Origin of the sequence: Bartonella sp. HY761, assembly GCF_026743145.1 — a bacterium.
In the GTDB taxonomy this organism is placed as follows: domain Bacteria; phylum Pseudomonadota; class Alphaproteobacteria; order Rhizobiales; family Rhizobiaceae; genus HY038.
On the sequence record NZ_CP104887.1, the window covers coordinates 400,242 to 423,170 of the forward strand.

Genomic DNA, 22,929 nt, shown 5'->3' on the forward strand with positions numbered 1-22,929 from the left:
TACATGGTCAATGCCATCGGGAGTTATTGACATTTATTGAAGGTCAGTTGCTTTAGCAATCACCAATGAAAGGCATGTCATGTCCGCAAAGTTGATTTATATCCTTAATGGTCCAAATCTTAATATGCTCGGCAAGCGTGAACCGGAAATTTATGGTGCAGAAACCATAAAAGATGTTGAGAAACTATGTGAAAAAGCAGCAAAATTGGCTGGTTTTGATATTCGTTTTTTACAAAGCAATCATGAAGGGCAATTGGTTGATTGGATACAAGAAGCGCGCGCAGAGGCCGCTGCCATTGTTATTAATCCAGCTGCCTATACCCATACATCGGTTGCCATTCTTGATGCCTTAAAAAGCTTTGATGGTTTGGTTGCTGAGGTGCATATTAGTAATGTTCATCAACGGGAAGCTTTCCGTCATCATTCTTTTGTGTCATTAAGGGCTGATTGTGTTATTGCTGGCTGCGGCACTCTTGGCTATCATTTTGCTATTGACTTTGTTGTAGGTAAATTAAAAACAACCAAATAATATTGAAGTTATTAGTTGCAGCTATAGGATCTTATTTTACCCTGCTTTTGCGCCTTTAAATTTATCAAAAATTCGGCTATCAACTTCACTTAGTCGTCAATTGTTAGGTTAGCCCATTTCTATTTGACGCAGCAATTTTATTTTTTAACGCCCCCTCTTATGATTTTCCATTTCTTTTGAGAATTCTGCGCTATTAAAAGTTTAAAATGCTTGCCGTGCTACAGGCAATAAGTGCATTATCCCCTTGATTAGACCAAGAATTTTATGAAAAAGACAAATTTTCTGTAGAATATGCCCATAAGGTGCGCAATATTGCCGCAAGGCGCATAAAGAACTTTTCTAAATTGTTATCACGCGCTATTAGTTGCCTAGAATGCGCCACAATTATAGTTGTGGCAGATTCGCATTGATTTTTAATTTATTCAAAATGATAAAATTAATGGGAATAGAAATAACCAATGATGGCTTTTGATCCGTTGATTGGCCTTGAAAACAACATTAACTGGGACCCTCGCACAGAATATGCACTGCATATGGAGAGGCAGGTAAGAATGAAAAACTTAACAAAAATACTGGGCATAGTCGGTGTGTTTGCATCGATGTTATTGCTGTCTGGTTGCGATATTGTGGTATTAAATCCCGAAGGGTATGTGGCACAAAACCTGCGCGATGTTATTTTGATTGCAACAGGTGTTATGCTTTGTATCGTTATACCAGTTATGGCCGCTGTGGTCATTTTTGCGTATAAATATCGCTCAACCAATACCAAGGCTGAATATCTTCCTGATTGGGGCCATTCAACAAAAATTGAAATGTGGATGTGGGGCATTCCGATTGTGGTTGTTGCACTTCTTGCTATCTTGTTGGTTGCTTATACCAATAAATTTGAGCCATCTCATCCGCTTGATGAAAAAGTTGCAGGCAAGGTTGAAGATGCTTTGCAGATTGACGCGGTTGCCATGGATTGGAAGTGGCTCTTTATTTATCCGCAATATGGCGTTGCTTCTATCAACGAAATTTATGCGCCTGTAAAGAAACAAGTTTTCTTACAGCTTTCATCAGAACAATCGGTTAATGCATTTTGGGTCCCATCACTTGGTACTGTTCTTTATGCAATGCCGCAGATGAACGCTAAACTTCACCTTTATACCGAACATGAAAATGTTTATAAAGGTATGTCAGCCAATTATAGTGGCGATGGTTTTGCCAATATGCGTTTTGAGTGGCATTCAGTTTCTCAGCAAAAATTTGATGATTGGATCGCTAAGGCACGTGCAAGCAACCAAGCTCTTAATGCTGAGCGTTATGCAGAGCTTAAGAAAAATAAAAATAACCGTAACTTCCATGAGCCTGAATATTTCTCATCAGTACCAACGGATTTTTATTATCGCATCGTAAACCGTTGTGTTGATGGTTCAGCTTGTAACGAACAATTGATGGCAAAGGCTGCAGCCCAATCGCTCTGGGGTGAACTCTGCTCTGTTGTTGAACCTGAACTTGTCGTACAAGCGCGTGATGCTTTGTCAAAAGAACCTGCTGAAGCTCCAGCACATTAATCTCCATAGATGGACGCGCGCGATCATAGTGCTGCTGCCCATCCATTTTGAAATCTAGAATTTGGGTTAAAAAATGTCATCATCATTTCTTTTCGGAAGACTGACTGACCCCTCAGCGGAAGCATTCCATGCGATAACGCATGAACCTATTGTGCTTTACACTGTTATTGCAATTGTTGTGCTCGGTGCCGCCGTGCTTGCAGCAATTACATTACTCGGTTGGTGGGGTATCTTATGGCGCAACTGGATAACAACAGTTGATCATAAGCGTATCGGAATTATGTATATCGTCCTTGCAATTGTTATGCTTGTGCGCGGCTTTGCCGATGCAGTTATGATGCGTACGCATCAGGCTTTTGCAGTTGGACAGTCAGGTGGGTATCTCCCAGCTGATCACTTTGACCAGATCTTTACTGCGCACGGCGTTATCATGATTTTCTTCATGGCAACCCCTTTGCTTTTTGGTATTTTCAATTATGTTATACCTTTGCAAATTGGTGCACGCGACGTAGCGTTTCCGTTCCTTAACAATCTTGGTTTTTGGATCACTTTTGCTGGTGCCATTCTTATCAATGTGTCACTTGCACTTGGTAACTTTGGCCGCGTTGGTTGGCTTGCCTATCCACCGCTTTCAGGTCTTGAGGGAAGTCCCGATACTGGGGTTGACTATTACCTATGGTCCTTGCAGCTATCGGGTATAGCGACGACCACGGGTGCGGTAAACTTTGTTGCAACTATCATCAAAATGCGTGCTCCTGGCATGACTATGATGAAGATGCCAGTTTTTATCTGGACCGCTCTTGTATCTAATATCTTGATCCTTTTGATCTATCCAGTGCTTACTGTTGCTTATGTGCTTCTTGCGCTTGAACGCTATTTGGGTTTCCCATTCTTTACCAATTATGGTGGCGGCAATCCAATGGTTTGGATCAACTATGTATGGATCTTCGGTCACCCTGAAGTTTACGTGCTTGTTGTGCCTGCTTTTGGTATACTTTCAGAAATCGTTCCGGTTTTCTCAAGTAAGCGCCTTTTTGGTTATACCTCTATGGTTTGGGCAGTGTTGGTTATCCTTCTTCTCTCCTTCCTCGTTTGGGCTCACCACTTCTTCACTATGGGTGGCGGCGTTGCCGTTAACAGCTTCTTTGGTATTGCTACCATGATTATTGCTGTGCCAACTGGTGTTAAAATCTTCAACTGGCTGTTCACCATGTATAAGGGTCGCATTCGCTTCGAGCCACCAATGCTTTGGTGCATGGGCATGATGTTTACCTTTGTTGGCGGTGGTTTGACTGGTGTTCTCTTGGCAATGGTTCCTGCTGATTGGCAGTTCCATAACAGCTTGTTCCTTGTTGCCCACTTCCATCACACAATTATTGGTGGTGTTGTATTCTCTTACCTTGGTGGTCTTGCTTTCTGGTTCCCGAAAGTATTTGGTATCAAGCCAAATCGCGCTCTTGGTATTGCGTCATTCTGGTGCTGGTTTGTTGGCTTCTATGTTGCCTTCTTCCCGATCTATGTTGTTGGTTTGCTCGGCGCAACCCGCCGCTTGCAACACTATGTCGATCAATCTTGGCAAATATATTTTATCATTGCGGCAATTGGTGCTTTAATCATTGCTCTTGGTATTTTGTGCTTCGTTGGCCAAGTCTTGCTTGCCATCTGGTATGGCATCAAACACAAAGGCAATTTGCCAATTACCCAAAACGATCCTTGGGGCGATGCTCGTACGCTTGAATGGTCAATTTCCTCACCTCCTCCTGCCTATAACTTCGCAACTGTACCACAGGTTCAAGCAGAAGATGCTTATTGGGATATGAAGGTGCGTGGCGAAAAACGCCCAACAACTGGCTTTACAAAGATCCACATGCCTGCAAATACTGCAGCTGGTTTTGTTATCGGTATTGCTATGCTTGCACTTGGCTTTGGACTTGTCTGGCACATTTGGTGGTTGGTTGCTCTTACATTTATCTTTACAATTGCAAGCGTAATCGTCCATTCATTCACAGCTGATCATAATGGCTATTATATCTCTGCTGAAGAGGTACAAAAGACCGAGGATCATTTTACTGCTGTTCTTGAAGGCAAAGGAGCAAGAGCATGAGTGCAACAGCTCTAAATAATAACCATGCAGACGATCACGGCCATGGCCATGAAGAAGTAGATTCTGTAAAAACCTTTGGTTTTTTCGTTTATATTCTTCAAGATTTGATCTTGTTTGCAACACTTTTCGCAAACTTTGCCGTTTTCTCTTCAGCTTATGCTGAAGGGATCGTCGGTAAAAGTGTGATTGATCTGAACTTTGTGGCAGTTGAAACCGCATTTCTTTTGCTTTCTTCTATCACTTATGGCTTTGCAATGATCCAATTGCATCGCAATAATATTTCAGGTGTACGCCTATGGCTCGGCATTACCTTTGTTTTTGGTATCGCATTTATTGCTATGGAACTTTATGAGTTCGCTCATTTGTTCCATGAAGGTGCACAACCTTGGACATCAGCTTACTGGGCATCGTTCTTTACCCTTGTGGGTACGCACGGTTTGCACGTTACTGCTGGTCTTATCTGGATGGCTGTCATGTTCGTGCATCTTGCTCGCACAGGTCTTTCATCACAAAATAAAACACGCCTTACCTGCCTTTCGTTATTTTGGCACTTCCTAGATATCGTTTGGGTTGGCGTATTTACCGTTGTCTATTTGTTGGGGGCTTTATAATGAGCGCACATACACAAGAAAACCACGACAACAGCACATCTAAATATATAACCGGTTTTATCATATCGGTTGTTTTGACAATTGCTTCTTTTGCTCCAATCATGGCCGGTTGGCTCGCTGAATGGTCAATTAGTGCGAAAGTTATCTATTTGCTTGGTCTTGCATTTATTCAAATGGCCGTGCAGATCGTTTTCTTCTTGCACTTGAGCGATGGACCTGATTCCAAGTGGAATATTACTTCCATGTGGATCACCGTTGTAGGCGTGCTTGTCATTATATTTGGTACATGGTGGACCATGTTCCATCTTAACTATAATATGATGGGTGGCTCTGGTCGTGTGATCCAGACCGATGTTATCTATCCTGCGACATCTGCTGCACCTGCAGCAATTGCGCCAGCAGCGCCAAATGAAGCGCCTGCTGCTTCGCAAAGTGAAGCACCAGCTCAATAATTTAAGTGATTTATTGATCTGTTAAAATAATTAAAAGCCCGCTTAGTTGTTGCTAAGCGAGCTTTTTTATGCCGTTAAGTACCTGCTGCGAATAATTTTTTATAGGTTAGCTGTTGTTTTAGGGAGTAAACATAAGTTGCTCTTTTTAAAATAAATCTAATTATAAATTATATCAAAATTGAATATAGCTGCATTCAAGAAGTGAAAATAATTGCATAATATTTTTATTTTTATATCAATACTCAAAAATAGCATTTTGGTCTGACCAATTGAAATTTATTGCTTACTTTTTTACCGTTGACTCCCATATATATTGATGTTTATAAATATATATACATATTTTGGTCTGACCAACCTTGGAGGAGGATGCAGATGGAGTGGGTACAGAATTATATGCCCGTCGGTAATTTATGGGTTTCCAGCATTATCGCGGCAATTCCTATTTTATTCTTTTTTATTGCACTAACAATGTTACGAATGAAAGGTTATCTTGCCGGTACTATTACCGTGTTGCTAACTTTTCTTATCGCAATTATTGTCTATAAAATGCCGATAAGCGCCGCCTTGGCATCAGGTGTTTACGGCTTTTTTTATGGGCTATGGCCAATTGCTTGGATTATTGTTGGTGCAGTATTTCTTTACAAGATATCAGTCGCTACAGGGCAATTTGATATTATCCGCAATTCGATTTTAGGTATTACTCCCGATCAACGTATTCAATTATTGCTAGTTGGCTTTGCTTTTGGCGCATTTTTGGAAGGCGCTGCAGGTTTTGGTGCGCCTGTTGCTATTACTGCCGCTTTGCTTGTTGGCCTTGGCTTCCGTCCGCTTTATGCAGCAGGACTTTGTCTTATTGCTAATACAGCGCCGGTTGCTTTTGGCGCTATGGGTATTCCGATTATCGTTGCTGGGCAGGTTTCCAATATTGATCCATTTTTAATTGGTCAAATGGCCGGTCGCCAATTGCCGCTTTTGTCCATTTTGGTACCTTTTTGGCTCATTTTGATTATGGATGGTTGGCGCGGTGTGCGTGAAACATGGCCAGCTATTTTAGTTGCCGGTGGTTCTTTTGCCGTGGTGCAATATCTCACTGCCAATTTTATTGGGCCAGAATTACCTGATATTACAGCAGCCATTGCCACACTGATCATCTTGCCGGTATTTTTACGTTTTTGGCAGCCAAAGCGCATCTTCCGTTTCGATGATGCAGCGACTGAAAATGAAACGCACCATTTTACGGTGGGACAAATTGTCAAAGCGTGGTCACCTTTTATCATATTGACTGTATTTGTTAGCCTTTGGAGTATTGTGCCATTTAAAAATCTATTCAAATCAGGTGGTACGTTAGAAAGTTGGGTTTCGCAGCTACAAGTGCCTTATTTGCATAATCTGGTGCATAAAACCCAACCCATTGTCGATCCCAATGCTCCTTTAGCAGCAATTTATAAGTTTGATTGGTTTTCGGCAACGGGTACTTCAATCTTGTTGGCGGCAATCTTGACGATTATTGTCCTTGGCATGAAGCCGGCAAAAGCCATCGCAACATTTGGCACAACCTTAAAAGATTTGGCTGTGCCGATTTATTCTATCGGTATGGTATTGGCTTTTGCGTTTCTCGCCAACTTTTCAGGGCTTTCAACAACGCTTGCACTTGCTTTGTCGCATACTGGATCGGCATTTACGTTTTTCTCGCCTTTCCTTGGTTGGTTAGGGGTGTTTGTAACCGGTTCCGATACTTCGTCAAATGCCTTGTTTGCCGCGTTACAAGCAACAACAGCTCACCAAATTGGCGTTTCAGATGTTCTATTGGTTGCAGTTAATACAACCGGTGGCGTAACCGGTAAAATGATTTCACCGCAATCAATTGCGATCGCCTGTGCGGCTGTTGGACTTGTCGGTAAGGAGTCAGATCTTTTCCGCTTCACAGTTAAACACTCACTCGCATTATGTGCTTTTGTTGGTATTATTACCACCATTCAGGCCTATGTCTTGCCGTGGATGATCCCTGCATGACATCTTTAAAGTCAATAGAGCCTCATAGTGTTTCTTTACGCATTGAAAATGAAATTGAGGCTTTTATCAAAAAGCAAAGTTTGAAAGCAGGCGATCGTTTGCCTTCAGAACGCGCTTTGGTTGGCTTACTCAATGCTTCGCGGGCAACAATCCGCGAAGCTGTTAGCAAACTCTCTGTACGCGGTGTTATTGAAGTGCGTAAATCTGGTATGGTGGTTGGTGAACCTATGCCAGAGGTTTGGGCGGATAAAACTATTATTACTCCGCTTACTCCGCTTCTGACTGAGAAAAATGGCTATCATCATGATGTCATGGAAACCAGAGAAGCGCTAGAAGGCGCAACCTGCTATTATGCGGCGATGCGCGCCGATAGGCTGGCAAAGGGCCGCATTTTGCAATGCCTTAATGCTATACAAAATGGCCATGGGCAGGTTGATGCCAATGAAGAGGCGCGGCTCGATGCGGCTTTTCATATGGCAATTGCCGAGGCTTCCGACAATATTATTTTGCAGCAAGTTATGTCTAGCCTATTTGGGCTCTTGCAGCTTAATATTTCGCAAAGTCATAAAAAGCTTTATAATGTGCCACGTAATTTTGATATGATTTTTGAACAGCATCAGGCTATTTATAAAGCAATCGAGCGTAATGATTGTGAAGGCGCGCGTAACGCCTCCAATACTCATCTTGATTTCGTTGTAACAACAATTAAGCAAATAGACGATGATACGGCACGCAAATTGCGAGCGCAAAGCGCCAAGCAAAGCCGCACCGCTAAAAATATGTGAGTAAATATTATGATTATATCTTCTATTTCCGATTATCGTGAAGCCGCAAGGCGCAAATTACCACCCTTTCTCTATCATTATATTGATGGCGGTGCTTATGCTGAGCATACGCTGAAAAGAAATGTTTCTGACTTATCCGATATTGCTCTGCGTCAACGTATATTAAAAGATGTTGCCGAGTTAAGTTTGGAAACAGAAATATTTGGTGAAAAATTTGCCATGCCTGTCGGTTTGTCACCAGTTGGTTTGACTGGCATGTATGCACGCCGTGGTGAAGTGCAGGCGGCAAAAGCTGCAGCTTCTCGCAATGTGCCTTTTACCTTATCAACCGTTTCAGTTTGCCCGATTGCTGAAGTGCAAAGCCAATCGCCAAAGCCAATCTGGTTTCAGCTTTATGTGCTTAAAGATCGCGGCTTTATGCGTGATGTTTTGGAGCGCGCACAAGCAGCTGGCATCACAACCTTGGTGTTTACCGTAGATATGCCGGTGCCAGGTGCACGGTATCGCGATAGACATTCGGGCATGTCAGGCCCTCATGCCAAATTAAAACAAGTTTTCCAAGGTGCAACCCACCCTGCTTGGGCTTGGGATGTTGGCATTAAAGGTAAGCCACATGATCTTGGCAATATTTCTACCTATCGTGGCCAGCCCACTAATTTGGAAGATTATATTGGTTGGCTTGGTGCAAATTTTGATCCATCGATTAGTTGGAAAGATCTTGAGTGGATTCGCGAATTTTGGAAAGGTCCAATGCTTATCAAGGGCATATTGGACGTTGATGATGCGCGTGATGCTGTGCGTTTTGGTGCCGATGGTGTTATTGTTTCAAACCATGGTGGTCGTCAGCTTGATGGTGTTTTATCATCTTGTCGCGCTTTGCCAGATATTGCTAATGCCGTTAAGGGCGATTTAAAAGTAGTGGCAGATAGCGGTATTCGCTCCGGGCTTGATGTTGTGCGTATGTTGGCACTCGGCGCTGATTTTACTATGGTGGGGCGTGCCTTTGCCTATGCCTTGGCTGCAGAGGGTGAAGCAGGGGTTTGCAATATGCTTGATATTCTTGCCAAGGAAATGCGCGTTGCTATGGCACTAACGGGAGCGAAAAGCATATCTGAAATTGATTCCCGTTCGCTTGTGCCAGAAAAATAAGTTTAAAAGAAAAATAAATTTAAATGCAAAATAGCTTTTAATGGTTTTTATAAAAATCCCCATATTGATTAACGTCAATATGGGGATTTTTTAATGCCTATCTAGCCAATAAACCAATGGTGTAGGGATTAAAAGCCTTTAGCGGATAAGTTTATGTTTTGCGTCTATTGGTATAAATAATGTAGCCAGCCGCTAAAACCATGCCAGCTGCTAAGGTAAACCAGGTTAAAAAATAGCCTAAATGGTTGTTTCTAAATTCCACAACGGTAAGGCCGCCAATTGGCACTTTACCAATATTGGGTGTTTTATCAGCATCAATAAAATAGGGCGCAACGTTGCCGCCACTAAGCCCTAATTTTTGCGCCATAGCAGGAATATTGCGGGTGAACCAGCGATTCTCTTGCGGATTATTCTTGCGCATGAGATAGCCTTCACCTTCGCCCATGCGAAGCAAGCCTTGAATTGTGGTTTCGCCATCAATTTCGCCCCCCTTGCGTGAGCCGCGATCCGAACGATCCATAGGCACAAAACCGCGATTGATAAAGACAATGGTGCCATCATCTTTTTCAAAAGGTACCACTAACCAATAGCCTGCACCCGCATCGGCAACGGCGGTAATGAGAATCTCTTTGTCATTTAAAAAATGGCCATGAACTTTAACAGGTAGATATTCGTCATTATCCTTTGTTACATCTGGCCATTTGTCTTTGTTGGGCGCATCAACCGCAGGTTGGTGGATACGCTGTTCTACTTTGGCAATAAGATCAAGCTTCCACGCACGGCGTTCCACTTGCCAAATGCCAAGCGCCATAAATAAGCAAAAAAGCACTGTACATAGACCAAGAAACATAATGGTCCAAAAGCCAAAGCCTTTTTGTTCTGAGGTCGAATTATTTGTTTTTGTCATCATAGTTTCTCTTTTACCATGCAAATTTAATAATAAAAGTGTCAATATTGGCGCAGTTTAGTTGTATAGATCGAAAAAGACTTGACCTTTTGCCCATCTACCCCTATAGAAACCCAACTTTTGAAAAATTCCTGATGGCAATTGTGCGATTATGATTTAACTTTTAGATCTATTCAATACAGTTTTTTATCAGATTACAAACCATTTAGAAGGTGATATCATGTCCCGCGCTTGTGAATTGACCGGTAAGTCAGTACAGTACGGCAATAATGTGAGCCACGCCAATAACAGGACGCGTCGCCGCTTTTTGCCTAATCTTTGCAATGTAACTCTTATTTCCGATACTCTCGGTCAGAGCTACCGTTTACGTGTATCTGCCCATGCATTGCGCTCGGTAGAACATCGTGGTGGTCTTGATGCTTTCCTCGTAAAGGCTGCAGATGTTGAATTGTCTCAACGTGCACGTCTTTTAAAGCGTCAAATCGTTAAAAAGCAAGCTGAACAAGCTGCTTAAGTCGCTAACCAGCGAAAAGAATCATCGGGCTGGCTTTCGCCAGCCTTTTTTCTGGTTCCATTACCCAGGTTAAAAAAATGAAACAGACCGAATCTGTCATTCTTGCCATTTTTGCCATGTGTGTGGCGGTTACTGCCTCCAATATTTTGGTGCAATACCCCTTTTCGTGGTTTGGGCTTGAGCATGTGCTCACCTATGGCGCTTTTATCTATCCTTTTGCTTTTCTTATCAATGATTTGACCAATCGGCGTTTTGGGCCCCAAATTGCTCGCTATGTTGTTTATGCTGGCTTTATAGCTGGGCTTGGCGTGTCATGGATATTAGCAACACCGCGCCTTGCCATTGCATCAGGCTCTGCTTTCCTTTTTGCCCAATTATTAGATATTGCTGTTTTTGGCCCATTGCGCCAACGTACATGGTGGCAGGCACCGCTTGCGGCAGCGCTTGCCGGCTCTGTGCTTGATACGTTGATTTTCTTTGGGCTTGCCTTTGCACCAGTATTTGGGTTTATTGATACTGCAACGGGTTTGCCAGATCAGTCAATTGCCGGCACAACCGCATTTTGGGGTGGAAATATTGCCATCTGGTTATCGCTTGCGATTGGTGATTTTTGGGTGAAGGTGGCGATGGCAATATTTATGCTGCTGCCCTATGGTACATTTCTCGCCCTGTTTTCCCCTGCGACTTACAACAAAAGCAAAGTAAGTAAATAATCAATTTTTAAAAAGCTCTGATAAATTCAGAGCTTTTTGCCTTATTAAGTTTATATTAGACAGTTGATCCATGCTAATGCAATTTGGGTAAAATGCCTCATTCATCTATAAGTTACGATGCAATTTTGGAAATTATGTGTGCTGCCAGTGTAAAGGCCGGCAACTATATTATGGCGCATTATCAACAACCGATATTAATTGAAGAAAAAAGTGATCATTCTCCAGTGACGATCGCTGACCAAGGGGCGGAAGCGATTATTTTAGCCACTTTACGCAAAGCTTTCGCTGATATTCCAATTATCGCCGAGGAAGAGGTGGCAAGCGGCGTTAAAACAAACTTGGCATCACGGTTTTTCCTCGTTGATCCATTAGATGGTACGCGTGAATTTATTGCCCAAAATGGAGAATTTACCGTCAATATTGCTTTGATTGATAATTATTGTCCTTTATTAGGGGTGATATTTATACCGGCTCAAAATAAGCTTTATGTCGGTAGTCCCAATGGGGCATTTTTATATCATGTTACCCATGGCAAAAAAGATGATGGGGTAAGACTAAGCACACGGCAAATGCCAAGCAATCCAATTGCGGTGATGAGTCGCTCGCACCGCTGCACGATAACTGATGATTGGCTCAAGTATCATCAGGTTGAGCATCGTTTGGCGGTTGGATCATCGCTAAAGTTTTGCCTTGTTGCCGAAGGTAAAGCCGATATTTATCCGCGCTTTGAACCATGTATGACATGGGATGTTGCGGCGGGTGATGCCATTTTAAGAGCTGCTGGCGGCACAATGGTTGATGAAGCGGGAAATCCCATTCGCTATGGCGCATGCGATGTAAGTGCTGATCCTTGCCATAAACAAGGTATCTTTTTTGCAGTTGGTGATGAAGCGGGGTTTAAAAAACTAAGCACCTCTCACAATTAGTTCGATTTTGGTGGCATTAGGACATCTGCCAGCGAAACTTTGGCAGACCCACGTTTTGATGGTTTTTGCTGATCTGGGTGAGGGGCCCAACCAGAAAGCCAAACAAAATTAAAGGTTGCGCGAATACGCCCATCGCTATCGGCAAAACGTGAAGCATAGATTTCTGCTACTCGCATAAAGAAGCGTTTTGAAACAGGACGGCGCGAGCGGTCAAATAAAGCATTTTGCATGCCCATTTGCCGTAAATCGCGCATCAGATCAAAAGCATTGTCATAGCGCACGGTGACACTTTCAATATCGCTTACCGGCATGGCAAAGCCTGCCCTTTGTAGTAAAGCACCGGCATCGCGCACATCAATAAATGGGTAAATACGCGGACTTACGCCGCCATAAATTTCGTTTTCAGCTTGTAAAAGACTTTCGCGCAATTCACCCAAAGTGCCAGCCCCTGCAAGACAGGCTAAAAACAATCCATCGGGGCGCAGTGCTTGGCGAATTTGAATAAAGACACCTGGTGTGTCATTGGTCAGGTGAAGCGAAAGCAGTGAAACGATAAGATCAGCTGATTCTGCAGGTAAATCCAAAAACTCGCGGCTGCGAATTAAGGCGCTATAAGTGTCATCAACAAAGTGTTTATCTGTTTCAATGCGAGTAATGTTTTTTACTTTTTGGCTCCGTCCCATGCTATCGGCCACAACACCGTTAAAGCCATGCAGGTCTAACGCATTTTCAAATATACGCTCAACCGGTTGCAGTCTTTCTTCCAAATCTACAGCCATGCGTTTTAATAAAAAATCAACGCCGCTATCCTTATGTTTTAAGGCGCGGTGACGATAAGATTCAATTAAATCAAGGTCGAAGATTTGTGGGTTTTGGCTCAAAATAATCTCATTGCAAAAAAGGGGCATTTATCAAGATGCTTAAAGCATTTTTTACAGCAAATTTAAAGCTCTTTGATTTGAGTTTATAAATAGCAGTTTTGTTTTTTGAAAGATTGTTTTACACTTCCGCAAAGAAGCGGGGGCTTTATCATGCAAGAACTATCTTGGCGGCAAAATATTTTACGCTTGTTCAAAGAAATTGGTATTTTCTCAGGAAATGTGCTCTTTCCACCTATTTGTGTTGGGTGTGGTGTTTTGGTTGCGCAAACCGGTACTATTTGTCCGCAATGTTGGGCAAAGTTGCAGTTTATAACGCCGCCCTTTTGTCCCGTCATGGGTACGCCACATAAATTTAGTTTGGAAGGTGAGCTATTATCAGTGCAAGCATTAAATGACCCACCGCCTTTTGACCGCGCGCGTGCGGTGCTTGTCCATGATGGTCTAGCGCGAACATTGGTAAGCCGTTTAAAATTTGGTGATCGCACCGAACTTGCGCCATGGATGGCAAAATGGATGGTGGTAGCAGGGCGCGAACTCTTAATCGAAAAAGATTTTATAATACCGGTACCGCTGCATCATATCCGTTTTTTTAAGCGTGGTTATAATCAAGCAGCAGAGCTTGGGCGCAATATTGCCCAGCAAAAAAAAATTGTATTTTACCCGCAAGCTTTACTGCGGCATAAAAATACACCGCCGCAAGTTGGTTTAACTAAAATAGAGCGGCAAAAAAACGTCGCCAATGCCTTTGAAGTGCCAGATAAATATCGCGATAAGCTTAAAAATAAACGTATTTTACTGGTTGATGATGTGTTAACCACCGGTTCAACCTTGCGTGCAGCAGCCAAAGCTTTAAAGGATGGCGGCGCGGCAAAGGTAGATGTTTTAACTTTTTCGCATCGCCTTGATTTCTTGCTTTAATTAAAAGAAGCAAAATTTTTAATGTGAGTGGGAAGCCGCCAAGGTCGCATAATGATAACATCAAACCGCAGCGATAAAGATGCAGCGTCTTTTTGTTGGGCAAGCCAAATATCTGCTGCCGCCATGATGCGCTTTTGACTCATAAAATCAACTGCATCATGACCAGACATAAGATCTTTTCGTGCTTTTACTTCAATAATCAGTATGGTTTTACCACGCCTTGCAATTAAATCAATTTCCCCGCTTTTGGTTTTAAAACGGCGCGCAACAATCCAATAACCTTTTAACAATAAATATAGGGCGGCGAAATTCTCGGCGCGCAAGCCCTTTTTATAAGTTGTTTTCTTTGGCTGTTTACGTGTCATTGCTTCGTAAAGCCATCAGACGTAAATAAAGCTCTTGGCGTTTTTGCCCGGTAATTGATGCAGCTTCTTGGGCAGCTTTTGGGGCTGGCATAGATTTTGCTAAATCAAGCAGCAAGGCGTCAATATCATTTGCATCAAAAGACTTTTCCTTAGCAAGCGGCCGACCAACCACTAAAACAATCTCGCCGCGAATACGATCAACCTCTGCATATTTTTGCGCCAAATTGCCTAAATTATCGCAATCGAAAGTCTCAAAGGTTTTTGTAAGTTCACGGGTTAAAGCTGCGGGGCGATCAGCCCCGAAAACTTCCGCCATATCGGCAAGGGTTTCAGCTGCACGGTGGGGCGATTCATAAAAGATCAGCGTTGTATCCATGTGGCTTAAATCTTGCAATTGCTTGATACGCGCCCCCTTTTTGGTTGGCAAAAAACCATTGAAGAAAAAACTATCGGTAGGTAAGCCAGTGGCAACAAGCGCGGTTAACAGCGCTGATGCACCGGGAATGGGGACAACTTTTATTCCGGCTTCACGCGCTTGCGTAACAAGGCGAAAACCAGGATCAGAGATCAAAGGCGTGCCGGCATCAGAAACAAGAGCCACAGATTTACCTGAAAGCAAGGATTCAATCAGCATTGGGCCACTTGTTTGTGCGTTATGCTCATGATAGCTAACGGCTTTTTTGTGAATGGCATAACGGTCAAGCAAAACCCGTGTTGTGCGCGTATCTTCACAAGCTAAGACATCACAAGCCGCCAAAACTTCAAGCGCGCGAATGGTGATATCGCCAAGATTGCCAATCGGCGTTGAAACAAGATAAAGCGCGTTTTCAATTACTGGGGCTTGATAATTATGAGCACCGATAATGTAGCGCTTACTATCTTCATTCTGGGTCATGTTTTTCTCTTAACTTATCGGCTTTGGTGCGTTTTTGCCAGTGTGTTGCCAACGCTAATGATTGTGTGTTGACTATGTATTTTATAAAATTTGTGCCACGTTCTTGTTGACAAGAAGCATGGCACAAACACAATAGAATATAAGCTCAAGTCGCAATTTTTATGAGCGAAGGCTTGCGCAGAAACGTTGGATCCGCTTGCCAGCTTCTTCCAGCATTTCTTCCGATGCTGCATAGGAAATGCGGAAATTTGGTCCAAGACCAAAGGCTGAGCCATGAACAACCGCAACACCTTCAGCTTCTAGCAATGCGGTTACAAAATCCTCATCGGTTGCAATTACCTTGCCATCCTCGGTCTTTTTACCAATGAGTGCTGCGCAAGATGGATAAACATAAAATGCACCTTCAGGAACTGGGCATTCAATGCCCGTTGCTTGATTAAGCATCGACACAATAAGATCGCGGCGAGCCTGAAAAATTGCTTTGTTCTTCTGGATGAAATCTTGTGGGCCATTTAGCGCTTCTACTGACGCCCATTGCGCAATTGAACAAGCACCGGATGTTTGTTGGCCTTGCACCATATCCATCGCTTTAATCAAGGCTAAAGGACCGGCCGCATAACCAATACGCCAACCAGTCATCGCATAGGCTTTTGAAACACCATTCATTGTTAAGGTGCGGTCATAAAGACCGGGTTCAACCTGCGCAGGGGTGGTGTAAACAAAATCACCATAGGTTAAATGCTCATACATGTCATCAGTTAGGATATAGACATGAGGATGGCGCATAAGCACATCGGTCAAAGCCTTTAATTCATCATGGGTGTAAGCCGCACCTGATGGATTTGAAGGGGAGTTGAAAACAAACCATTTGGTCTTTGGTGTAATTGCAGCTTCTAAGGCTTCTGGGCGCAATTTAAAATTGTCTTCATGGCGTGTGTTAACAAAAACGGGTGTACCGCCGGTGAGCAGTACCATTTCAGGATAGCTTACCCAATAAGGCGCAGCTATAACTACTTCGTCACCTGGGTTTAAGGTTGCCATAAAAGCATTAAAAAGAATTTGCTTGCCGCCGGTGCCAACAATTGTTTGCTCTGGCTTGTAGTCTAAGCCGTTTTCGCGTTTAAACTTGGCAGCAATAGCCTGTCTTAGTTCAGGAATACCGGAGACAGGTGTATATTTGGTTTCGCCGCGACGAATCGCTTCAATAGCGGCATTCTTTACATTGTCTGGAGTGTCAAAATCTGGCTCGCCAGCGCTAAGCGAAATAACATCTTTACCTTGGGCTTTGAGTTCACGAGCCTTTTGGGCAACGGCAATAGTCGCAGATGGCTTAACACGAGAAAGAGCGTCAGCAAGGAATGCCATAATAGTATCTCCTGAAATTGATATGGCGAAACAAAGAGAAATATCTCTGGTAAATGGCGTTAAAAAAACGCAAGTCTTATTCTATGCGCTGATATGAAAAAAAGTGCAATGATCGCACAGCAATTTTACCAAAAAAAATGGCATATAAAGGTTTTATTCAATTTATTATTAACGCAACAATAAATCTATTAAGAACAGTTTTAATTTATCATTATAGGACAAAATATATTTTAAAAATAGAAATTTCTACCCGATCATACGGGTAGAAAAATATCTTGAAATTTTGTTATTTTAATTGATCGTGTAAAGTTTCTTTTACAACGCTATCAAACGAATTATTGTCCTTATCGGGATTTAATTTTTGCTCGGCAATATAGGCATCGCGCTTTTCAATGAGGGCAGACATTTCGGCTTCTAATTTGCTGCGCTCTTGCGATGTTTTTTCAACGATTGCATTTTTTTCTTCGCTAGATTTACCGCGCAGCTCATCGGGTAACGATGTTTCTTGCACCTCCTCAATTTTTTGCGTGCCATTTTTTACATCGGTAATTAAATCATTGCCACCGGTTACCACTTCTTTGCTACCGCTTTTCTTAGAATAAAAACGTGAATTATCGATTTGAACTGGTGCTGGCGCTTCTGCCTTCTCTTCCATTTTATTAGTGAGTGCTTCACGTTCGTCATGATTGCCATAAGGCAAAACAGTTTTATCAATTTTTCGTTGGATAACAATGATTTGGTCATCATAAGGTGTGTTAATCACAGTAATTTTGCCACCATCTTGCGGTATTGGCATATAACGACCATGGCCAAGTTGAGCTATTTCGCGCCAAATCTTTTTGGTTTCCCTATCATCTCCCGCTTGTATAGTATTAACAATGATACCATCAGCAACAGCGCGTTTTAACACGTTGGGGTAAAGCGGTGCATTGGGGTAATCCATATGGGGCGGCGCATCACCAACAAGGAAAATAATGCGTTTTGTATCATCGCCTTTGGTCCATTCAAGCTTGCGTACAGCTTCATCGAGGGCTTCATTTACCGATTCTGGATTATCACCGCCACCGTCAGCTTCAAGCTTGGTTAATTTACCATATAAGCCTTGTACATCGCTGCTCATATCATAGGTTTTAATGATATATTCATCACCCCGATCGCGGTAAGCAATAAGTGCCATACGAATTTCAGCATCGGGATTAACATCAATAATGGTATTGGCGATTGACCAAATTTTTTGCTTTGCACCATCAATCAAACCCGCCATAGAGCCAGTCGTGTCAAGCACAAATGCAACTTCAACCTTTTGTTTGTTATTGCTTTGTTCAGCACTTGCGTGAAAAGCAAAAGTTGAAGTTATAGCAGTTATAAAAATAGTTTTTACAAATAAATTAATAGGTTTTAGCATATCTATTTCCATTTTATTGTTGATATTTTAATGATGGAAAATAAATGCGGCTTAATATTGTTTGAATTTAGAATAAATGAGTTATTGATATGTATTGTTGTATTTTTTTGTTTGATTGGTAAATAAATATATAATGATAATATTTACAAAAAATAGGGCATTTTACTAGTTATGTAAAATGCCCTAAATTAAAACTTATTCGCCAGCGTCAATACGCTCAAATATTTCATCGAAACGCTTGCGTGCAACGCCTGGTTGTTTTACTTCGCGGTAAGCATCTGGCATGGTAGCTTCGCCTACCTTAATCATCATGATCATGCCCATGGCATAATGCGGTGTACATTTAATGCCGTAAAAACCAGGTACGTCAAAAGTAATTTCGCGTTCTTCATCAATTTTGCCCATAAAAGGTGTTGCGCCTTCTGGCATCATTTCTTTAATTGACGCGGCATTATGCGAGCGATGGGTTGCCTTGAAGATAACCTTGTCACCAGGCTTAATTTTAAGATAATCTGGCTCAAAAACCATTGGCCCCTTATCGCCACGATTAAGCATTTTTACCTCAAAAGTTTCAGCCATAACCGGAGCTGAAAGGAACATAAGGCCGATAATGGCCAATAAAACACGTAACATTTAAGCACAATTCCTTATTGTTTGTGATGCGCCTGTTTCTAAAGGCATTTTCTTGATTTTTTGTGGTGCAATATAGCTAATGTTCAAATTGCCGCATTTGCGCGTCATGATTTCAACTTCAACCTTGAATATTTGACGAATAGTTTCCTCTGTCATTACTTCTTTCGGGCTGCCTTGTGCAAATATTTTTCCTTGATCAAGCACAGCAATTTCGTCACAAAACATCGCTGCATGATTAAGGTCATGAAGGGCGGCAATGATTGTTAAACCTTGATTACGGACAAGGCTTAAAAGTGCCATTTGGTGATGAATGTCAAGATGGTTAGTTGGTTCATCAAGAAGCAATATTTCAGGCTGTTGAGCAAGTGCGCGTGAAAAATGCACGCGTTGTTTTTCACCCCCCGACAAAGTTTGCCAAATACGATCCGCCATTTTGAGCATATCTGTTTTGGTAAGCGCTTCATTAACAATGTCATGATCTTTTTGGGAAAAAGGTGATAATACTGATAGATAAGGTGTGCGACCAAGTTCAGCAGCTTGGCGCACACTGATACGCTCGCCTGTATCGGCATGTTGTTCAATAAAAGCAAGGCATCGGGCAATTTCGATGCGTTTTAAAGAATTTAATGGCTTATTGTTAAGGAAAACGCTGCCTTGAGAAGGCTTTCTAATCCCCGTCAGCAGCGACATGAGCGAACTTTTCCCCGAACCATTGGGACCAATAATCCCTAAAAAATGGCCAGGCTTTGCCTGTAGCGAAACATTGTTGATAATTGTTTTGTCACCAACACTCCAAAAAAGATTTTCAGCTCTTAACATGATTACATCTCTTTCTTGGTAACGAGAATAAACGCAAATATTGGCGCGCCGACCAAGGCAGTTATAACGCCGATTGGTAGAACTTGCCCCGGTACAATGATACGTGAAACAATGTCAGCAGCAATTAAAAATATTGCGCCTATAACGGCTGATACGGGAATAAGCCTTTGGTGGCGTGTACCAACAAGTGCACGTGCTGCATGGGGAATAACAAGGCCAACAAAGCCGATAGCACCAACAAGGCTTACCATGACTGCGGTCATTAAAGCGCAGCAAGTGATTAAAATGCCGCATACCCAGCGCACTGGGATACCAAGCGATGCGGCGGAATCGGTGCCAAAGGCAAAGGCATCAAGCGCGCGTGCAAAAAATAGGCAGATAACAAAACCGATAATCGTTACTGGAAAGGCGATTGACACATCTACCCAACGTACAGTGGATAGATTACCCATCAACCAGAACATAATGCCGCGTGCCTGTTCAGCATCGGCGCCGCGTGTAACGATAAAAGCGGTGAGAGCGTTAAAAAATTGGGCACCGGCAATACCGGCAAGAATAACCGCTGCTGCACTGCGGCCAATGCGAAAGGCAAGAAGGGCAACACAGACAAAAGCAACCAAAGCGCCAATAAAGGCGCCGCCTGACATGGAAATTACCCCCAAGCCTGTTCCCATAATCATAACGCAAACAGCACCAGTTGAGGCGCCTGCAGAAATACCCAACAAATAAGGATCAGCAAGTGGATTTCTCAATATGGATTGTAACACCACGCCACATAGCGCAAGGCTTGCACCGCAACAGGCGCCAACCACCGCGCGGCTCAAACGATAATGCCAGATTATACCTGCATCAATAGCGCTTATATCCACTTTCGCATTAAATAGTTTTAAAGCAATAGTCTCATAAACCGTTTGAAAGGGAATGGTCGTTTCGCCGATTGCTGCCCCCATCATAAGAGCCAAGCTAATGAGTATAATTGCAATAAAAGTAAACATAAGCGGTTTCAATCGGAAGTTATATGACATTATTTCGACCAGCCCATTACTATATACTCCGCAATTGCTTTAATTATACAGTGCGGAGTATATAAGAGATTATATTTGTTAAATTATTTCATTTGCTTTAAAGGCAAATGTGCTAGTTTTATTATTTATCAAGGTTGAATTTTTCCAAAGCGTCAGCAATGATTTCAATGCCTTCAATTGTATGGATTGAACCATTCATAGCTTGCACATCAAGCTCAATGATATGTTTGTTTTTAGCAGCATCCATCAAGCTTGCAACAGGATCTTTTTGTAAAAACTCTTCCTTGACCTTGATATCATCGGCAGGAAAACGGCGGCGTTCCATGGTTGCAGCAACGATAATTGTTGGGTTAGATTTAACGATTGTTTCCCAACCAACCATTGGCCATTCATGTTCTGAAGCAATAATGTTTTTAATGCCAAAAACTTCAAACATATAGTTTGGTGCGCCCTTTGTACCTGCAACATAAGGATCCATTTCTAATTCCATGCTTGAATACCACATAAAACCAGAAATTTTATCTTTTGGTAGGCCTTTTACTTTTTCAATTGCTGCTTTTTCGCGAGCTTTTAAGCTATTGATTACTTCTTGTCCGCGATCTTGCACGTCGAAAATTTTTGATAATTCGTCGATTTCTTTATAGATCAAAGCCATTTCAAACGGTGTGCTACGAAGACCATCACTACCGGCTGAGTTATCCTTGCCATCGCAATCAGCAGGTGAATTGTAAACAGGAATCTTCACCTCGTTAAATTGCTCATAAGTGCCAATGGTACCAACAGGGCCAACAAGCCACTCATATTGGCTAGCAACAAGGTCAGGCTTTTTATTAACAACTGATTCAAAGCTTGGAACATTGTCAGCAAGACGCTCAATCTTGCTGTTTACTTCGGTAAATTCAGGCAAAACTGGGTTAAACCAAAGTGCGGTTGCCTTCACCTTATCAGAAAGACCAAGAAGATATAAAATCTCTGTGCTGTTTTGACCTGCAGAAACGACACTTTGCGGTGCTTTATCAAAGGTAAGAACCCGTCCGCAATTGTTAATTGTTAACGGGTATTGGGTTTTTTCAGCTTGCGCAAACGAAACTGTTGCAAAAAGGCAGGCAGCAATTGCAGTGCTTGCCTTAACCAAATTTCCGAACTTTAAATTGAACATGATATAATCCTGAATGGGTTTTCACAATAATGTGAACTTATTACTCACGTTTCAAATTGGCTGTCAATGAAGAATATCTAGCTTATAATTCTTCTAATTTTCTTGTGACAATGTTACGGGATACATAATTCATCAATATTACTCTTTTAAATTGCTTGCAGTTATATTCATTTTACTAATGGCATCCGCTAAAGCTTCAATGCCCTTAATTGTATGAATAGTACCATTCATCGCTTGCACATCAAGTTCGATGATATGATGTTGCTTTGCTGCAGACATGAGGCTTGCGACTGGATCATTTTGTAAAAATTCTTCCTTGACCTTGATATCATCGGCAGGAAAACGGCGGCGCTGCATTTTGGCAATGACGATAATTGATGGGTCTGCTTTTACAATGGTTTCCCAACCAACATTTGGCCAGTCAAAATCGGACTTGATGATATTATCAATACCAAGGGTTTTAAACATATAACCAGGTGCCCCCAATTGTCCTGCAACATAGGGTTCCATTTCCATTGCTGGACTTGAATACCACATGAAACCGGATAATTTTTGCGATGGTAAAGCCTTTTTGCGGCTAATTGCCGCTTGTTCACGATCCTTTAATTCAGCAATCAGTTTTTGGCCGCGTGGTTCAACATTAAAAATACGTGCTAAATCATCAATTTCTTGATAGATCATCGTCATATTAAAGGGCTTACTGCGCAAGCCATCGCTACCGGCTAAATTATCCTTGCTTTCGCAATCCGCAGGCGAGGTGTAAACTGGAATATTTATTTCTTCAAATTGGTCGTAACCGGCGGCTGCACCAACCGGCCCAATCACCCACTCAAATTGGTTGGCAATAAGGTCGGGCTTTTTACTGATGATCGCTTCATAACTTGGCACATCATTTGAAAGGCGCTCAACCTTATCATTTTGCTCCTTAAATTCTGTCATGACTGGTTGAAACCAAAGAGCTGTGCCTTTTATCTTGTCACCAAGACCTAAGAGATAAAGGATTTCGGTGCTATTTTGACCAACAGAAACAACACTTTCTGGTGGTTTTTGAAATTCCAAGACGCGGCCGCAATTATTAATTTTTAAAGGATAAGCGCTTTGTTCAGCACTTTGCGCTGATGTAAGGCTTAAGCCTAATAGTGAGATGGCGGCAAAAGTAGCTTTGGGTAAATAGTCTTTTAAAGTTGCTAACATAGGATATTTTC

At 42.3% G+C, this 22,929-nt stretch carries 23 protein-coding genes; 12 read left to right on the forward strand and 11 right to left on the reverse strand.

The features are described 5' to 3' along the window. Nucleotides 1-79: 79 nt before the first annotated feature. The 8 genes from aroQ to lldD all read left to right on the forward strand — a co-directional run bounded on the left by aroQ (nucleotide 80) and on the right by lldD (nucleotide 9,199). The gene (gene aroQ, locus N6A79_RS01605; protein WP_268546716.1) at nucleotides 80-529 is read left to right on the forward strand and encodes a type II 3-dehydroquinate dehydratase; all 450 of its coding nucleotides are present in this window, start codon (nucleotides 80-82) and stop codon (nucleotides 527-529) included. A gap of 551 nt (nucleotides 530-1,080) precedes the next feature. Further along, nucleotides 1,081-2,085, forward strand: coding sequence for a ubiquinol oxidase subunit II (gene cyoA, locus N6A79_RS01610; protein WP_268546718.1), 1,005 nt, complete (start codon nucleotides 1,081-1,083; stop codon nucleotides 2,083-2,085). A gap of 73 nt (nucleotides 2,086-2,158) precedes the next feature. After that, a complete protein-coding gene (gene cyoB, locus N6A79_RS01615; RefSeq protein WP_268546719.1) occupies nucleotides 2,159-4,189 on the forward strand; it encodes a cytochrome o ubiquinol oxidase subunit I in 2,031 nt (676 codons plus the stop codon). Then, entirely contained in the window at nucleotides 4,186-4,800 is a 615-nt protein-coding gene (gene cyoC / locus N6A79_RS01620) for a cytochrome o ubiquinol oxidase subunit III (protein ID WP_182418605.1), read from the forward strand. The genes cyoB and cyoC overlap by 4 nt, the downstream gene beginning before the upstream one ends. Then, nucleotides 4,800-5,252: a cytochrome o ubiquinol oxidase subunit IV gene (gene cyoD / locus N6A79_RS01625; protein ID WP_262079625.1), complete on the forward strand. Its 453-nt coding sequence runs from the start codon at nucleotides 4,800-4,802 to the stop codon at nucleotides 5,250-5,252. Before cyoC ends, cyoD begins: the two co-directional genes overlap by 1 nt. A gap of 372 nt (nucleotides 5,253-5,624) precedes the next feature. Continuing rightward, the gene (gene lldP, locus N6A79_RS01630) at nucleotides 5,625-7,265 is read left to right on the forward strand and encodes an L-lactate permease (protein WP_268546720.1); all 1,641 of its coding nucleotides are present in this window, start codon (nucleotides 5,625-5,627) and stop codon (nucleotides 7,263-7,265) included. Further along, nucleotides 7,262-8,050, forward strand: a complete 789-nt coding sequence (locus tag N6A79_RS01635; protein WP_268546721.1) for an FCD domain-containing protein — start codon at nucleotides 7,262-7,264, stop codon at nucleotides 8,048-8,050. The genes lldP and N6A79_RS01635 overlap by 4 nt, the downstream gene beginning before the upstream one ends. Before the next feature lie 9 nt (nucleotides 8,051-8,059). After that, on the forward strand, nucleotides 8,060-9,199 hold the full coding sequence (gene lldD / locus N6A79_RS01640) for an FMN-dependent L-lactate dehydrogenase LldD (RefSeq protein WP_262079628.1): 1,140 nt from the start codon (nucleotides 8,060-8,062) through the stop codon (nucleotides 9,197-9,199). A 151-nt stretch (nucleotides 9,200-9,350) separates the two neighbouring features. On the opposite strand, the gene N6A79_RS01645 is transcribed toward lldD, so the two are convergent. Then, nucleotides 9,351-10,106 carry an SURF1 family protein gene (locus N6A79_RS01645; RefSeq protein WP_442784266.1) on the reverse strand — a complete coding sequence of 252 codons (756 nt, stop codon included), beginning with the start codon at nucleotides 10,104-10,106 and terminating at the stop codon, nucleotides 9,351-9,353. 220 nt (nucleotides 10,107-10,326) lie between these two features. On the opposite strand from N6A79_RS01645, the gene rpmB reads away from it, so the two are divergent. The 3 genes from rpmB to cysQ all read left to right on the forward strand — a co-directional run bounded on the left by rpmB (nucleotide 10,327) and on the right by cysQ (nucleotide 12,259). Then, the gene (rpmB, locus tag N6A79_RS01650; protein WP_182418611.1) at nucleotides 10,327-10,620 is read left to right on the forward strand and encodes a 50S ribosomal protein L28; all 294 of its coding nucleotides are present in this window, start codon (nucleotides 10,327-10,329) and stop codon (nucleotides 10,618-10,620) included. A 77-nt stretch (nucleotides 10,621-10,697) separates the two neighbouring features. After that, nucleotides 10,698-11,333 (forward strand): VUT family protein, encoded by a 636-nt coding sequence (locus N6A79_RS01655; RefSeq protein ID WP_182418612.1) that lies wholly within the window; start codon nucleotides 10,698-10,700, stop codon nucleotides 11,331-11,333. 92 nt (nucleotides 11,334-11,425) lie between these two features. Next, nucleotides 11,426-12,259: a 3'(2'),5'-bisphosphate nucleotidase CysQ gene (cysQ, locus tag N6A79_RS01660; protein ID WP_268546724.1), complete on the forward strand. Its 834-nt coding sequence runs from the start codon at nucleotides 11,426-11,428 to the stop codon at nucleotides 12,257-12,259. Here the strand turns inward: cysQ and N6A79_RS01665 are convergent. Then, nucleotides 12,256-13,167, reverse strand: coding sequence for a methyltransferase domain-containing protein (locus N6A79_RS01665; RefSeq protein ID WP_268546725.1), 912 nt, complete (start codon nucleotides 13,165-13,167; stop codon nucleotides 12,256-12,258). The two genes, cysQ and N6A79_RS01665, sit on opposite strands and share 4 nt — an antisense overlap. A 123-nt stretch (nucleotides 13,168-13,290) precedes the next feature. Here N6A79_RS01665 and N6A79_RS01670 point away from each other — a divergent pair, with 123 nt between their 5' ends. Further along, entirely contained in the window at nucleotides 13,291-14,058 is a 768-nt protein-coding gene (locus N6A79_RS01670) for a ComF family protein (RefSeq protein ID WP_268546726.1), read from the forward strand. Here N6A79_RS01670 and N6A79_RS01675 read toward each other — a convergent pair. The 9 genes from N6A79_RS01675 to N6A79_RS01715 form a co-directional block, all read right to left on the reverse strand. Beyond that, the gene (locus N6A79_RS01675) at nucleotides 14,055-14,423 is read right to left on the reverse strand and encodes a YraN family protein (RefSeq protein ID WP_268546727.1); all 369 of its coding nucleotides are present in this window, start codon (nucleotides 14,421-14,423) and stop codon (nucleotides 14,055-14,057) included. The genes N6A79_RS01670 and N6A79_RS01675 overlap by 4 nt on opposite strands. Beyond that, nucleotides 14,413-15,318 (reverse strand): 16S rRNA (cytidine(1402)-2'-O)-methyltransferase, encoded by a 906-nt coding sequence (rsmI, locus tag N6A79_RS01680; RefSeq protein ID WP_268546728.1) that lies wholly within the window; start codon nucleotides 15,316-15,318, stop codon nucleotides 14,413-14,415. Before rsmI ends, N6A79_RS01675 begins: the two co-directional genes overlap by 11 nt. Nucleotides 15,319-15,477: 159 nt before the next feature. Next, nucleotides 15,478-16,683 carry a pyridoxal phosphate-dependent aminotransferase gene (locus tag N6A79_RS01685; RefSeq protein WP_262079641.1) on the reverse strand — a complete coding sequence of 402 codons (1,206 nt, stop codon included), beginning with the start codon at nucleotides 16,681-16,683 and terminating at the stop codon, nucleotides 15,478-15,480. A 286-nt stretch (nucleotides 16,684-16,969) separates the two neighbouring features. Next, nucleotides 16,970-18,088, reverse strand: coding sequence for a vWA domain-containing protein (locus N6A79_RS01690; RefSeq protein WP_268546729.1), 1,119 nt, complete (start codon nucleotides 18,086-18,088; stop codon nucleotides 16,970-16,972). Nucleotides 18,089-18,283: 195 nt separating this feature from the next. Continuing rightward, nucleotides 18,284-18,721: a pseudoazurin gene (locus N6A79_RS01695; RefSeq protein ID WP_182418620.1), complete on the reverse strand. Its 438-nt coding sequence runs from the start codon at nucleotides 18,719-18,721 to the stop codon at nucleotides 18,284-18,286. After that, entirely contained in the window at nucleotides 18,722-19,543 is an 822-nt protein-coding gene (locus N6A79_RS01700) for an ABC transporter ATP-binding protein (protein ID WP_182419594.1), read from the reverse strand. Next, nucleotides 19,543-20,535 (reverse strand): FecCD family ABC transporter permease, encoded by a 993-nt coding sequence (locus N6A79_RS01705; RefSeq protein WP_262079644.1) that lies wholly within the window; start codon nucleotides 20,533-20,535, stop codon nucleotides 19,543-19,545. The genes N6A79_RS01700 and N6A79_RS01705 overlap by 1 nt, the downstream gene beginning before the upstream one ends. Nucleotides 20,536-20,686: 151 nt before the next feature. Next, nucleotides 20,687-21,724, reverse strand: coding sequence for an ABC transporter substrate-binding protein (locus N6A79_RS01710; protein WP_182418621.1), 1,038 nt, complete (start codon nucleotides 21,722-21,724; stop codon nucleotides 20,687-20,689). A 138-nt stretch (nucleotides 21,725-21,862) separates the two neighbouring features. Continuing rightward, on the reverse strand, nucleotides 21,863-22,918 hold the full coding sequence (locus tag N6A79_RS01715) for an ABC transporter substrate-binding protein (protein ID WP_268546730.1): 1,056 nt from the start codon (nucleotides 22,916-22,918) through the stop codon (nucleotides 21,863-21,865). Nucleotides 22,919-22,929: the final 11 nt, after the last annotated feature.

Coding starts and splice junctions, on each gene's coding strand:
- N6A79_RS01690 (WP_268546729.1), bottom strand. CDS start 18,088: ATGCTAAAACCTATTAATTTATTTGTAAAAACTATTTTTATAACTGCT.
- cyoA (WP_268546718.1), top strand. CDS start 1,081: ATGAAAAACTTAACAAAAATACTGGGCATAGTCGGTGTGTTTGCATCG.
- cyoB (WP_268546719.1), top strand. CDS start 2,159: ATGTCATCATCATTTCTTTTCGGAAGACTGACTGACCCCTCAGCGGAA.
- N6A79_RS01655 (WP_182418612.1), top strand. CDS start 10,698: ATGAAACAGACCGAATCTGTCATTCTTGCCATTTTTGCCATGTGTGTG.
- N6A79_RS01635 (WP_268546721.1), top strand. CDS start 7,262: ATGACATCTTTAAAGTCAATAGAGCCTCATAGTGTTTCTTTACGCATT.
- cysQ (WP_268546724.1), top strand. CDS start 11,426: ATGCCTCATTCATCTATAAGTTACGATGCAATTTTGGAAATTATGTGT.
- aroQ (WP_268546716.1), top strand. CDS start 80: ATGTCCGCAAAGTTGATTTATATCCTTAATGGTCCAAATCTTAATATG.
- N6A79_RS01665 (WP_268546725.1), bottom strand. CDS start 13,167: ATGCCCCTTTTTTGCAATGAGATTATTTTGAGCCAAAACCCACAAATC.
- N6A79_RS01705 (WP_262079644.1), bottom strand. CDS start 20,535: ATGTTTACTTTTATTGCAATTATACTCATTAGCTTGGCTCTTATGATG.
- cyoC (WP_182418605.1), top strand. CDS start 4,186: ATGAGTGCAACAGCTCTAAATAATAACCATGCAGACGATCACGGCCAT.
- N6A79_RS01685 (WP_262079641.1), bottom strand. CDS start 16,683: ATGGCATTCCTTGCTGACGCTCTTTCTCGTGTTAAGCCATCTGCGACT.
- N6A79_RS01715 (WP_268546730.1), bottom strand. CDS start 22,918: ATGTTAGCAACTTTAAAAGACTATTTACCCAAAGCTACTTTTGCCGCC.
- cyoD (WP_262079625.1), top strand. CDS start 4,800: ATGAGCGCACATACACAAGAAAACCACGACAACAGCACATCTAAATAT.
- N6A79_RS01645 (WP_442784266.1), bottom strand. CDS start 10,106: ATGACAAAAACAAATAATTCGACCTCAGAACAAAAAGGCTTTGGCTTT.
- lldD (WP_262079628.1), top strand. CDS start 8,060: ATGATTATATCTTCTATTTCCGATTATCGTGAAGCCGCAAGGCGCAAA.
- rsmI (WP_268546728.1), bottom strand. CDS start 15,318: ATGACCCAGAATGAAGATAGTAAGCGCTACATTATCGGTGCTCATAAT.
- rpmB (WP_182418611.1), top strand. CDS start 10,327: ATGTCCCGCGCTTGTGAATTGACCGGTAAGTCAGTACAGTACGGCAAT.
- N6A79_RS01710 (WP_182418621.1), bottom strand. CDS start 21,724: ATGTTCAATTTAAAGTTCGGAAATTTGGTTAAGGCAAGCACTGCAATT.
- N6A79_RS01670 (WP_268546726.1), top strand. CDS start 13,291: ATGCAAGAACTATCTTGGCGGCAAAATATTTTACGCTTGTTCAAAGAA.
- lldP (WP_268546720.1), top strand. CDS start 5,625: ATGGAGTGGGTACAGAATTATATGCCCGTCGGTAATTTATGGGTTTCC.
- N6A79_RS01695 (WP_182418620.1), bottom strand. CDS start 18,721: ATGTTACGTGTTTTATTGGCCATTATCGGCCTTATGTTCCTTTCAGCT.
- N6A79_RS01675 (WP_268546727.1), bottom strand. CDS start 14,423: ATGACACGTAAACAGCCAAAGAAAACAACTTATAAAAAGGGCTTGCGC.